Source organism: Segatella hominis, assembly GCF_019249725.2.
Classification (GTDB): domain Bacteria; phylum Bacteroidota; class Bacteroidia; order Bacteroidales; family Bacteroidaceae; genus Prevotella.
The window spans coordinates 1,793,269-1,805,602 of the sequence record NZ_CP137559.1 but is presented as its reverse complement, the minus strand read 5'-3'; the positions used below and the strand labels follow the sequence as shown (position 1 = coordinate 1,805,602).

At 43.3% G+C, this 12,334-nt stretch carries 10 protein-coding genes and 1 pseudogene; 9 read left to right on the top strand and 2 right to left on the bottom strand.

Translation table 11 applies throughout. From position 1 onward, the window contains the following. The first annotated feature begins 168 nt into the window (after positions 1–168). The 4 genes from KUA50_RS07500 (at position 169) to mobV (ending at position 5,296) form a co-directional block, all read left to right on the top strand. A complete protein-coding gene (locus KUA50_RS07500; protein WP_007897100.1) occupies positions 169–540 on the top strand; it encodes a helix-turn-helix domain-containing protein in 372 nt (123 codons plus the stop codon). A 4-nt stretch (positions 541–544) separates the two neighbouring features. After that, positions 545–1,936 (top strand): DUF3987 domain-containing protein, encoded by a 1,392-nt coding sequence (locus tag KUA50_RS07495; protein WP_218458161.1) that lies wholly within the window; start codon positions 545–547, stop codon positions 1,934–1,936. A gap of 114 nt (positions 1,937–2,050) precedes the next feature. Then, complete coding sequence (locus KUA50_RS07490; protein WP_218458162.1) at positions 2,051–3,073, top strand: DUF6371 domain-containing protein; 1,023 nt, start codon at positions 2,051–2,053, stop codon at positions 3,071–3,073. A 189-nt stretch (positions 3,074–3,262) separates the two neighbouring features. After that, on the top strand, positions 3,263–5,296 hold the full coding sequence (mobV, locus tag KUA50_RS07485) for a MobV family relaxase (protein WP_218458163.1): 2,034 nt from the start codon (positions 3,263–3,265) through the stop codon (positions 5,294–5,296). Positions 5,297–5,335: 39 nt separating this feature from the next. On the opposite strand, the pseudogene KUA50_RS07480 reads toward mobV, so the two are convergent. After that, positions 5,336–5,578: pseudogene (locus KUA50_RS07480) on the bottom strand (IS982 family transposase); the annotation flags it as partial. 182 nt (positions 5,579–5,760) lie between these two features. Between KUA50_RS07480 and KUA50_RS07475 the strand changes: the two are divergent. Next, positions 5,761–7,614 (top strand): transglutaminase domain-containing protein, encoded by a 1,854-nt coding sequence (locus KUA50_RS07475; RefSeq protein WP_117748686.1) that lies wholly within the window; start codon positions 5,761–5,763, stop codon positions 7,612–7,614. 28 nt (positions 7,615–7,642) lie between these two features. Next, entirely contained in the window at positions 7,643–9,793 is a 2,151-nt protein-coding gene (locus KUA50_RS07470) for a hypothetical protein (RefSeq protein ID WP_218458164.1), read from the top strand. Positions 9,794–9,874: 81 nt separating this feature from the next. Here KUA50_RS07470 and KUA50_RS07465 read toward each other — a convergent pair whose 3' ends face one another. After that, positions 9,875–10,351 carry an InlB B-repeat-containing protein gene (locus tag KUA50_RS07465; RefSeq protein ID WP_218458165.1) on the bottom strand — a complete coding sequence of 159 codons (477 nt, stop codon included), beginning with the start codon at positions 10,349–10,351 and terminating at the stop codon, positions 9,875–9,877. A gap of 21 nt (positions 10,352–10,372) precedes the next feature. Between KUA50_RS07465 and KUA50_RS07460 the strand changes: the two genes are divergently transcribed. The 3 genes from KUA50_RS07460 to KUA50_RS07450 all read left to right on the top strand — a co-directional run bounded on the left by KUA50_RS07460 (position 10,373) and on the right by KUA50_RS07450 (position 12,326). After that, on the top strand, positions 10,373–11,188 hold the full coding sequence (locus tag KUA50_RS07460; RefSeq protein ID WP_218458166.1) for a hypothetical protein: 816 nt from the start codon (positions 10,373–10,375) through the stop codon (positions 11,186–11,188). 20 nt (positions 11,189–11,208) lie between these two features. Next, positions 11,209–11,451, top strand: a complete 243-nt coding sequence (locus tag KUA50_RS07455; protein WP_117747475.1) for a S8 family serine peptidase — start codon at positions 11,209–11,211, stop codon at positions 11,449–11,451. A gap of 632 nt (positions 11,452–12,083) precedes the next feature. Beyond that, a complete protein-coding gene (locus KUA50_RS07450; protein ID WP_256624365.1) occupies positions 12,084–12,326 on the top strand; it encodes a hypothetical protein in 243 nt (80 codons plus the stop codon). Positions 12,327–12,334: the final 8 nt, after the last annotated feature.

The window sequence follows — 12,334 nt, the reverse complement described above, 5'->3', positions numbered from 1 at the left end:
TCACCTTTATTTTAACAATATCATTGATAGATAGTTTCGGATAGGTAACTATCCAATAATCCCCATTGTTAGAGTTATTCCTTCGTGAATGACAAATGACTGTCACGACCCTCAGTAACGGAAGCATCATTCTGTTCCTTTGTCCCAGTTTTTTAGAACAACTTGTATATGACAAAGGAATTAACTTTCAACGACCTTCCAATGGTCGTTGCCCAGCTTCGGGACGAAGTGGTGGGCATGAAGCAGATGATCATCAGTCTGCAATCACAGAACAAGCCACACAAGGCGAACACGCACATACCTATGAGTGTGGAGGAAGCATCGGCATACCTGAAAATGCCGATGGCAACTCTCTACATGAAACTTGGAAACGGCAGCATTCCTGCCACCAAGCCAGGCAAGCGTTACTGCCTTTATCAAGATGAACTTGACAAGTGGCTGGAGACTAACCGCAAGAATCCGGTACCTCTCACAGCAGAGGAGGAGAATGCAGCCATTCTTGCAGGAAACAAGCGCAAGCCGAAACCCTTAAACTGGTAATGCTATGGATGCGCTTGAACTCTGCAACAAAATCAACATGGAAGCCGAGTCTTTAGCGGACTCAGGCTTCCCTCTTGAGGTGTTTCCACAAAAAATGCAGTCCATCATCATAGACATGGTGGTGCACGGCAATTTCAAGGTGGATTATGTCGCCATGTCCATGCTGTCGGCAGCATCAGCGGCTCTTGGCAATACCTATCGTATTCACGTTAAGCAGGATTGGGACACGAATGCCGCCCTTTATATCATATTGGTTGGCAGACCTGGCATGGGCAAAACCCCACCATTACAGCTTGCATACAAGCCAATTCGGGAGTATGAACGAAAGCTGTTTGACAAGTTTTGCTATGAACTTGACCTATATGAGGCAGCATGTGCAACAAAGGAAAGCGGAAGCAAGGAAATGAAGAAGCCTATTCTGAAAAGGGTCACATTGGATGACTTTACATTGGAGGCTCTGGTATTGGAGCATTACAACAACTTGCGTGGCATAGCCATCAACTATGATGAAATTCTCGGACTGCTTGCCAATACAGACAGGTATGGGAAAAATCCCATGCTTGAACGCCTACTTTCCATTTGGAGCGGATGCCACTTGGAGAACACACGTGTCAAGAATGACCGCCCACAACGTGTAGAAGAGCCATGTGTCAACATCATCGGTACAACACAGACCAAACGAATGAAGGAACTGATGGCTTCCAAATTCATGGATACAGGTTTTCTTGACCGTATTCTGGTTGTATATCCCAAATCCAAGAAAGTTCCACACTGGCTGGATGAGGAAGACAGCCATGTGCGCCAGAGCGAGGCTTCAAGAAAATGGGCTGACATCATCGGGAAAATCTTTGGACTTGACTATGCAAGGTGTAATGACACAAATGAATGTTGTCCAAATATCCTTTATATGGACAAGGACGCACATTCACTTTTCTTTGGTTGGTGGAACAGAAATGTGGATGCCATCAATGCCATAGAGGACGATGAGGATGTTGAAACGAGGGTGATGAAGCACAATACCCACGTCGCACGCATTGCCTTATTGCTCCAAGCTCTAAGATACGCCTGTGGCGAGAGCCATCTGCAAAGTATTGATGTGGATTCCATAGAAGGAGCATTACTGCTCAATGAATATTGTGAGAATTGTTATCAACGCTGCCGAGCCTTTGTTGCTGAAGACACCTGTGATTCTATGTCCAAGGAGTTGCTGTATCTGTTGGAAGACAGTTTTGACACAAAAACTGCCATTAAAACAGGAATGGAGAATCTGCGTGTTACAGACCGTACTGTGATGAACTATATAAAGGAGCTTATGAAGTCTGGACTAATCACAAAGGCAAAGAAAGGATTTTACGAAAAAGTAAAGTTCGAAACAGGACAGGCAACTGAAACATAAACCAACCTGTTTTCAGTATTCATTTGTTTCAGTTTTTCAGTTGACAAGTGCGTAACTGAAAACATGAAAGAACTGAAAGCTGAAATTCACCAATAATTCATTTCAGTTACGATGATGAACGAGTATAGATTTCACTTGGAGAAATACAGATCGGGTAATCGTTACACATGCCCGAATTGTGAGCGCAAGCGTTGTTTCACAAGATACATAGATGATGAGGGGGGAGTATCCTTCCCTGACAATGTAGGCAAATGCGACCATGAGCATAGTTGTGGGTATCACTATACTCCTAAAGACTATTTCCGTGAGCATCCAGGCTTTCTATCTAAGGACAAATTGCCATATCCGACAAGAAGGAATATCCAACCGAAAGTCGTAGAAAAGCCTATTTCCTATATCGCCAACGCTATTATGGAGCGTTCCTTGTCTCATTACGGAATCAATCCGTTATACCAGTACCTTTCCAAGGTCTTTGGTGAACAAGAGACAGAAAGGCTGATGAAGATGTATCATGTCGGAACATCCTATAAGTGGGGAGGCTCAACCATTTATTGGCAAGTTGACAAGGATGATAAGGTGAGGACTGGCAAGGTCATGCTATATAATCCCAAAGACGGACATCGTGTGAAAGAGCCACGTTCTTATGTTGGATGGGCGCATGCTTTTCTTCTTCTTCCAGATTTCAACTTGTGCCAATGTTTCTTTGGTGAGCATTTGCTGGCACAGCATCCCACAATGTCGGTCGCTATTGTCGAGAGCGAAAAAACTGCCATAATCGCATCACATTTCATCCCCAATTTCATCTGGTTGGCAACTGGAGGTATGCATGGCTGTCTCAACCAAATCGCTGTCAAGGTATTGGGAGCTCGGGACATCATTCTGTTCCCTGACCTTGGAGCAACGGACAAATGGAAATCAAAAATTCCATTGCTGCAATCTGTTTGCAAAAGGGTTGTCATAAGCAACATCTTGGAAGACAATGCCACCGATGAACAAAAGACCAAAGGTCTTGACATTGCAGACTTCCTGCTGATGACGGAAACACCGCAGATGGCGCTACAAAGGCTGATAAAGCAACATCCGCCACTCCAACATCTGATAGACTGTCTTGGGTTGGTGTTGGTGGAAGAGTCATAGCAGAGTGGGTAAGGATCTGCGAGCACGCTTGCGTGACGGACTTTCAAAAAAGTCCTAAACATAATAGGGACTTTTAGATTCACCTGCTGACGCTGTTCACTTAAAAAGTCCTTCTATTATGCTCAGGCTCCGCCCGAGACCTGTCTCCAATTATACAATAACTACGTTACAAGTTCAAATGAAATTCTTATGGAAAGAAACATACCACGTGCCGCCATCCATGTAGGCACAGACAAGAAATCGTTCTCGTCCCAAGTGGGCAACGAGGCGGAACGCAGAGGTTGGGACGAGAAACGTTACAAACTAAAAAACGCGGACATAGACAAGAACAACCATTATAACTACTCACGCAAGAGACTCAACTTTGAGATAGTCAAGGGCGAAAAGATAGTGCCTCTTGGTTCCCAGTCGGTGCCGTTGCATGAACGCTTGCAGCACAGACTTGATGAACTTGGCTTCAAGCCGTATATGGATGCCAAGCGTCCCCACCAAGTTTCAAGGAACAGTCCGAACTGCACTGTCGGCATCATCTTCAGTGGTGACCATGATGTGCTTAACAGGCTTGCCTTTGGTGAACAGAAACTCAACACATCAGATCCAAATGCTGACCACAGCAAAGTTGTATTGCAAAAAGGCATCTATGACTGGGCATTGGACACCTACCGCTTTGCATGTGAGAAATGGGGAGAAGAGAATGTCATCGGCTTTGATGTGCATTGTGACGAGACAAGCATCCATGCCCATGTGCAGACCGTGCCTGTTGAACAAGTAAAGAAACGTGGGCGCATCGGAAGCAAGTACATTCACAAGGATAATCCAGAAAAGGTTCTCTCTACCAAGGAATGGAGAGCACTTCCAAAAGAAGAACGTGACAACTACACAAAATCGGAAGCGGCAAAGGGTGTTGTTGAAAGGGTCTCTTATGCCAAAGTGTGGGGAGAGCGAGCAAAGGACAAATCACAATACCTTTCCCAACTTCATACCGACTATTACAACAAAGTTGGGCATAAGTATGGTTTGGCAAGAGGCTTCTCCTATGATGAACTTTCAGAGGAAGAGAAGCGAGGACGCAAGCATAAGAACAAGATGGTGCTTGAAGCTGAACGTCAGGCGAAAGTCGCTCTTGACAAAGTGGAGAAATATGCAGTGCTTGCCACAATCGACAAGAAGGAGCTGACCATTCCTTTACTCAACATCAAGGCTCCAGTTCAAGAAGCGATGAATGCCGTAAAGAAAGAACTTGCCATCCCTATTCCTGCACTTATAGGACAAAAGGCGTGGCGTGAGGAGCGTGTGGCAAATATCTACGCTGCAATCAAGGCTCTTGTAGCAGCCATTAATGCAGAACGTGACAAGCAGAATGAAGGTGTACGCAAGTCTGTTAACAAGACATACACTTACTATATGCAGAATCTCAATAAGCAGATAGAGGAGAACAAGTCGCTTCGTGCCGAGAATGATGCGCTAAAGACTGAAAACAACAAAGTCAAACAACGCATCTCTCAACTTGACGAGAAGGCTGTGGAGCGAGTGACTACTCAACTTGTCTGTGCGAAGGAAGAACTCGCCAGTGCCAAAAGTTATAATACTACACTTATGGAAATGTACAATGATTTGAAGGCTCGTTGGAATGCCATTTGGCAAGAGCCTGAAATGACAGACGCATGGAGACGAGTGGAAGCACGTAAGGAGAAAGACGCAAAAGAAAAGGCTCGGCAAGAAGCCGAAGCCAAACGTGAAAGCATGGCTCGGCAAAACAGATACATAGGAGTGCTTGACAAGTTCATCCATGAGGGACATGAAGCTTTAGCATCCTTTGCAAAAACAGAAAGAGTCAACTTCAACGAGAAAGAATCGGCTTCCATATACTATGGCATTATTGCATCTGCTGTAAAGCATAATATTGGATTAGACTCTAAAGCCTGTATAGATTCGGCAGCAAAGAGGTTCTTGTCTGATATGTCTTGGCATGGTATTACAGACTTCAAGCAAGAATGTATTACCAGTTGGACAAAACTATTCGCCACAAATGAAGTTCAATTCACAGACAACGCCATTGACAACTTTCTCACTTTTGTTGACCACATGTCATGCAGCGCAGACACATACGTTTCACTTGGTGGCTCAAATGGGTGCGCTGACCAACTTACAAATTGGGACGGAACACAAAAAGTGGGATTGGGAGCTGTTCAAAGAAAAAAGGAAAAAGGTTTCTCGCTATAGTTTAAGATAATGAGCATAAGAACTTACCTGTTGGCGGAATTAATTTAGTGCATACTTAATTCTGCCAATGGGCTTGTTGTTAATGAAGTTTACGTATTGCAGAATGGTAAGTGCACTAATTTTGCCAATGATTCTGGCAAACAAACCATTCGTTATTTTCGCATAGTTCCTGATTGCCAAGAACTGGTCTGTAAGTTGTGAGAATATTGTCTCAATCCTCTTTCTTGCCTTTGCAAACGGAATGAATGTCGGCTTCCAGTCCTTGTGGTTGAGCCGATACGGACACTATAGTCTTATGTGTGCGGTTTTAGGAAACTGTTAAATTGTTATATTGTAACGCTTGGGGGTGATGCCATGGACCAGTCCCCATGACATCAAAAAACAAAATAATTTCTTTTCTTATCCTTTGTTCTCGTTTTTTTCCTTATTTTTGCAAACAGAATAAATAAAAGAAGCAGAGTATAATGAAAATGAGAAAAATGCTCCAATACAGACTTGCTGATTTAGATAGTATGCTGGTATTGCTCTTCGCTTTTTTGCAACCCATCTCGGCTCAAAAAGCTGATGACAATGTGCATATATTGCAATGCAATGATAGATACGTCTTCAAAACTGATGACGCAGGTAAGACTATTGTTGTTAACACTACGGATTATGAGTATGGTGTAACCCAATATTCCGCTATAGTTCAACCATGTGCTTATTACGGAGAATTTATTCGTTTGGACAAGGCACAGTGTAAGGGGTATGCACAATACAAGTCAGCCATCCCTCGTAATGTCTTTTACGATGATACCAAGATTTGCTACTTTAGCTATCAGATTCCAAAGGTTGGCAAGACTCTGAAGGCTTCTTTTACTCGAACCTATCTCAATCCTATTTATTTCACAACTATTCCTTTGTGTGAAGCTAATTATGTAGAGCATAAGAAGATAGAGGTAATCAAGCCAAAAGCCTTCCAGCAGTTTCGGATAAAAGAATATAATCTTCCTGCTGGTATAGAAAAAAGTACTACATGTAATGCAGAGGGAGATTCCGTTTTTACTTATGTGATTCATTCCTTACCTGCACAGCTGATAGAACCTAATTCTCCATCTTGGGGATATAGTGCTCCTCATCTCTTGGTGTTGGGAGCATTCCAAAGTCTGCAAGATATGTTTGTCTGGTCTCATCAGTTGGCTAATGTGGATTGCTCTATTCCTAATCAAGAAGAAATACTAAGAGAGATACAGAAAGGGGCAAAAAACGATTATGACAAGATAGCCAATACTTACGCCTGGGTACAGCAGAATATCAGATATTTGGCTTTTGAGGCAGGCATTTCTGCCCATCAACCGGCAACACCTGCTGAAACTATTCGTAAGCGTTATGGTGATTGCAAGGCCATGGCTCTTTTGCTCAAAACCTTGCTCAAGGCTCAAGGCTTTGATGCTCGTCAAACGGATATAGGGACATGGGATGTACCTTATTCTTTGCAGGAAAATCCTTCTATTGCATCTATTGATCATGCGATATGTACGGTTTTCTATCAGGGAAAGCCATATTATCTGGATGCTACGAATCCATATATTCCTTTAGGCTATGTGCCAGACAATATACAAGGAAGGATGGCTTTGGTAGAAGACGCAGATAGCTTTCGTATGAATAAGTTACCTGAGCTGGCTGCTGATTCTTGCTTTTCTTCTATAACATATCAGGCAACCTTGGAATCTGGGGATGATGGAAACTATGATATAAAGGGAAAATTGTACTCTAAATGGAAGGGCGATATGAAGTCTTGGATACTAGTGGGGATTGACGCTACGGCACAAGATGAAAAAGAGAAGGCCTTGGTGGCAGCGATGGGGGGTGATGAACGATTGGATAAGATTGGGGATATTGTGATGACGGGAAATAGTCCTCGGGATGAGTCTTTGAATATCACTGCTTTTTTTATGAAAAAGGGAGCTGGGCAACTGGTTGACGGTAGTGTTTATTTAGATGCCAATCTCGATGAGAGCCTTTTTCTGACTCCAGTGGATACAACCAAACGGGTTTCCGATTATATGATAAGTATGAAAGTCAAAAATGTGCGTAAGGTCAGTCTCTCTATACCAAAAGGTATGCATGTGCAGGAACTCCCTGCTCCTTTTGCGTCGCATTCCCATTGGGCTGACTTGTCTTGTACGTTTTCCAAACAAGGCAATCGTGTCGTCATGAAAAAGGAATATGTTATCAAGAACAGGCGAGTAGCCTTGAAGGATATTCCGGCATGGAACAAAATGGTTTCCGAATGGAATGATGCCTGCAATCAGCAAGTAGTTATATTAACAAAATAAGTAATTGATATTTTAAAAGGTTGAGATTATGAAGAATGTAAGAATGGCGGGAGTTGCTTTCTTCTTATTGATGATGCAACTCGTATGTTTGTCGGTTAAGGCCGACAACAAGGCTGATTATCTCAAGTTGGCGCAAAAAGTACGCCAGGAAGTATGGGACAATACGCCTGTTGATTTCAAGAAACGTGCTGTGCCCGAGAAATTCAAGAAGGAATCGGCGGTGATTCTATCTTATTACAAGGAACTGAGTACCGATTACCATCGCAAGGCTACGACAGAGTTGTTTATCAGTGGAAGACTGACACGCCAGATAGATTGCGAGGATATGGAGCGTATGCTGATACAAATCAACGACAAGAAAGCCCTGAAGGACTATTCAGAATTCTCTTTTCTTACAAAATCGAAGAAATGGCAGGGCGGATATCATCATACGACCAATACCATCTTGGGAATTCGTGTGTTGAAGAAAGACGGCACGGTGCAGGTGGTGGATTTCGACGATTACGTAGATGTGAAGGAAGGTAAGAAAGGCAAGGAACTCAGTCAGAAGATTGCGGTGCCAGGTTTGGAGATTGGCGACTGTATTGATGTCTTTTCGTTAGACCAGATAGACACTCAGGAACAGCAGTTGGATCCGTTTGTATTTTTCTTGCGCCAAAGTGAGCCAGTGCTCTATAGCCGTATTCATTGTGTGTTAGATCAGAGTCTTGCCACAGTTTTTCGTTCCATGAATGGTGCTCCCGAGTTTAAGCAGACAACGGATAAGGACAAGAATGCCGTGCTCGACCTGACTATGGACCAGCCTGTGGATGCAGAACCTTCCGTATGGTACAATGCAACCGTTCAGTCGCCTTACATCATGATGTTTATTACTCCTACCAAGACCAAAACGGTCATCGTAGAGAAGGCCATGCGCCAGAAGGGTGTTCGTGCCAATCCGGATGTGGCACCTATTCTGCAGGATGACTGGAAACTGATGAAGACTTATGTGTCTAAGGGGGGATATTCTCCTGCTGGTCTTCCTAGTACGTATAAGAGCGTCTTCAAGTCTGCCAAAAAAGAGGGGATGTCTGCCGAGGAGAAAGCTGACCGTATTTATTCTTTTGAGTATATTAGTTGGGGATCTTCTCAGAGGGCTTTTAATAAAGTACCCAACTACTTGCGTAAGTTAGGAGTAGAATTGGAGATGGGCATCACGACACCTCTCGGAGCACTTCCAGTGGATCAGTTGATCAATTACAATTCCACCACTTGGTTCTTCCGTCTCAAGGGAACTAACTTGTATTATTTCCCTGGTACTTATCCTAAGGTTGCTTCCGAGATACCTTATATATATCAAGGAAGAAAGGCGTATATGCAAGATTCCGAGGAACAAATAACGATACCTGTGAGTCAAGCTGAAGACAATAAGTCGGTGACTGATATGGTGGTTAAACTTGATGGTACTAAACTTGATATCAGTAGGAAGGTAACTTATTCGGGTGAACAGAAAATGTACGGTCAGTCTTTGGTGAGTCCTGATAACACGCTTTTTGGTTCAAGCCAACTTGAAGCTTATTGGCGATATTTGAAATACGACGACAAAGATCCGTACTCTTGTTATACTAAGAAGGAATCTGCTGAATTAAAAGGAGCTTTCAATGAATTTCGGAAAAATGCCATAGATCCGTTTAAGGCTGAAATCAGTAGTTATCACGATGGTAATCCTGTGCAAGTCGGTGGCTATGGAGTAGATTGCGTGGGAATCCGTCGAGATAGTTCTAACTTTGTTTATCATGTAGATTATGTGATGGATGGAATGGTGAAACGCGCTGGAAATAACTATTTGTTGTCGGTAGGTAAGTTAATAGGAAGTTCGTTGAAAATAGAAGGCAAGGATCGAGAGCGTATCGATGATGTTTGGCGCAAGATGGCGTTTGCTGATGAATGGAATATAGAGATTCCGTTGCCGCAAGGATATAAGGTCTCTGCTGAAGCATTAAAGAAGATTGAGACTTCGGTGGCTAATGAGTGTGGAGAATTCACGGTTAAGGCTACCGCTGGAAATGAAAGTGTAAAAGTGTATGTGCGCAAATGTTTTGCTCATAGAGTGGAACCTGTCTCAAACTGGAGCAAACTGTTGGCTTTGGTTGACGCTTGTAGCGCTTTCGCTGATAAGCAGATGGTAATAGCGAAATGAATGTAAGTTTATTGAGTATATTTTTATACGCTAAAAGTGGGTGTTAAAGAGTCCCGCGGACGTGCCGCAGGACTCTGTGGTTCAGCCCTCCAATGAACCACTGGGATTCTGATCTCCAGTGTCGCTGTCCGACTTGAAGTAGGCAGTGAGGGTGGTGTTGGAATTGAGCGTTACGCTACGTGAGGCATTGGTGTTGCCATCGCTCCATCGGTTGAACTGGTAACCTTCGGCTGGCGAGGCGCTGATCTCCACCGACTGACCGGCAGGGCAGCGAACGGCACCGGTCACCGAACCACCGATAGAGGGATTGGCGATGAGCTTGACCTCAAACTTCCCATCGGTAGGGAGTACATCGGGAACAGCAGGAGCGACGGGAGCTACCGAACCGTTATCGTCGGGAGTGAGGAACACATCGGCGCTGCTGCCGTAGCTCTTGCAAGCCTTGGTGAACGCATCGTCCGTCTTGTATGCCGCCAACATGCTGTTGTTGTCGATGAGGTATTGGGTCGATACCTTGGTCTTGCCGTAGTCGTTGCGGCTGTGCACCCAGGCAAACACACCGTCACCGTCGTCTGCACCATGGGCGAAACTGCACCCGTCGATGGCGGGAAGGCGATACTCCTTCGTGAAGGGGTTCCTGTTAGAGAATATGACTGCGATGTAAGCTGGGATTGGAATCTCGGTTATGCAGGAATTGATTTTGGCGAAAACATAAATTTCGAGAATGGAGTGAGATACTCGATTCAATTGCCTGCGGGTAGTACAAGTGCCCTATATCGTACGGATATTGTAAATGAAGAAGCAATCGTCAACTTCATAGGCGGTTACACAGAGCCGGTGAAGCCAATCCAGTACACTTGGTGCAGTCTCTTTGACAACCATACCACGGATGTGCTTGGGGAAGTAAAATTCTATTATGACCGTCCGATTGCCCTTTCCGCAAATCCGATTATCAAGCTTAACATCGAGAATGAAAATCTCACAGTCAAGGAAGTTGTACCGACAATTTCGGAAGAAAATGGGGACTGGGTGTTGGCTGCGGATTTCGAGAACATTCCGCTTATCTCGGAAAAGGGATATACTATAATTATACCCGAAGGAACAATCGTTTCCAAAGAAGGAGATGTTGTTGTCAATCAACGCAATGTAATGGAGATTGGGAGCAGCAGTGGCATTGTTGAGATTGAGAACCGTGAAGTATCGATAAACTCAACAAATGGTGTCATATCAATAGGACAATTTTTTAAGGGATGTAATATAAAACTGTTCTCCCTTGATGGGACAATGATATACAACACAAAAACATCGGAAGGAAACGTCTCTATTTCTGTACCGACATTTGGAGTTTATCTTCTGTCCATAAATGGTAAAACGTATAAGATCGCAGTTAAGTAACTAAAGTTTCCCACCCCTAAATAAAGGGGTGGGAAACTTTAGTAATTACTGTTGGCGCACTTTGTTCAAATGGAAATATTTCTTATTTTTCTCAAACCGGAGATAAGCTAGATGTGGTTGCTCCTGGTGTTGATGTGTTGTCTACACTGCCTAATAACGAAACCGGCCTTAAGGATGGTACATCAATGGCCTGTCCACATGTAGCAGGTTTGGCGGCTCTCATTCTTGAACGAAATCCCCCGTCTTACCGTAACACAAGTTAATGACATCATAGAAAACAATACAAAGAAAGTTGGGCCAAATAAATATAATGAGACACGTAAAAACGGTACTTGGAATAGTTATTATGGTTATGGTCTCATCAATGCAGAACAAGCACTAATCAATACCCCAAGATAAACAATGCGAAGAATTAACAGCGATTTATGAATGTGTTCAGAACATATACAAATAAATATAAATCCATTGCGTTACTCGTTCTCATATTGCTAACGAGTAACACAATGGATGCTCAGACAATATATGATAAGAATCGTGCGATGTTTACTTATAGAATAAAAGGGGATGATTGGCAATCACATCCTTTGAGGGAGTAGTTTCAACCGTACCCCCTGAAATATCATTGGATAACTCTTGTTTGTCACATTATGGGTGCGGTTGAAACGCCCCATCCGATCACTATTCTGTAGTTTTTAATGTAATCGAAAGTTAAATACGTTAAATCTCACGCTTTTCGTATATACACAGAATCCATATTGCCACTTTTCTACCGTTTAGAGCGTATAACATTGATAATCAACTAATAATAGATACTTACCTTGTATATATCAGACTTTGTCTATAGAAATATGCTAAGGTTATTACCTATGATATTATACAGCTTTGTCCGAAAGAAATGGTATCATCTGGATTAAAGCTATCATTGGATAATTTGCTTACCTACATTGACCAGAAGGCTGCCCTGTTGGATCTCATCGGTCAGCTGAAGGAGGAATTCCCCGAAGCGACCATCCACGGTCACAACGAGTTTTCTGCCAAAGCCTGTCCTTGTTTCGATGTGAAGAAGGAATTAGCTCCCTATTTTGAGAAAGGGGGTGGGGGAATAAATAAACAAGGGTACGTTCCTTGTTGGATATAGAGAATATA

What these genes read in the sequence shown, in the direction of transcription:
- KUA50_RS07500 (WP_007897100.1), top strand. Translation starts at nt 169, where the DNA reads ATGACAAAGGAATTAACTTTCAACGACCTTCCAATGGTCGTTGCCCAG.
- KUA50_RS07495 (WP_218458161.1), top strand. Translation starts at nt 545, where the DNA reads ATGGATGCGCTTGAACTCTGCAACAAAATCAACATGGAAGCCGAGTCT.
- KUA50_RS07490 (WP_218458162.1), top strand. Translation starts at nt 2,051, where the DNA reads ATGAACGAGTATAGATTTCACTTGGAGAAATACAGATCGGGTAATCGT.
- mobV (WP_218458163.1), top strand. Translation starts at nt 3,263, where the DNA reads ATGGAAAGAAACATACCACGTGCCGCCATCCATGTAGGCACAGACAAG.
- KUA50_RS07475 (WP_117748686.1), top strand. Translation starts at nt 5,761, where the DNA reads ATGAAAATGAGAAAAATGCTCCAATACAGACTTGCTGATTTAGATAGT.
- KUA50_RS07470 (WP_218458164.1), top strand. Translation starts at nt 7,643, where the DNA reads ATGAAGAATGTAAGAATGGCGGGAGTTGCTTTCTTCTTATTGATGATG.
- KUA50_RS07460 (WP_218458166.1), top strand. Translation starts at nt 10,373, where the DNA reads ATGGGCGAAACTGCACCCGTCGATGGCGGGAAGGCGATACTCCTTCGT.
- KUA50_RS07450 (WP_256624365.1), top strand. Translation starts at nt 12,084, where the DNA reads ATGGTATCATCTGGATTAAAGCTATCATTGGATAATTTGCTTACCTAC.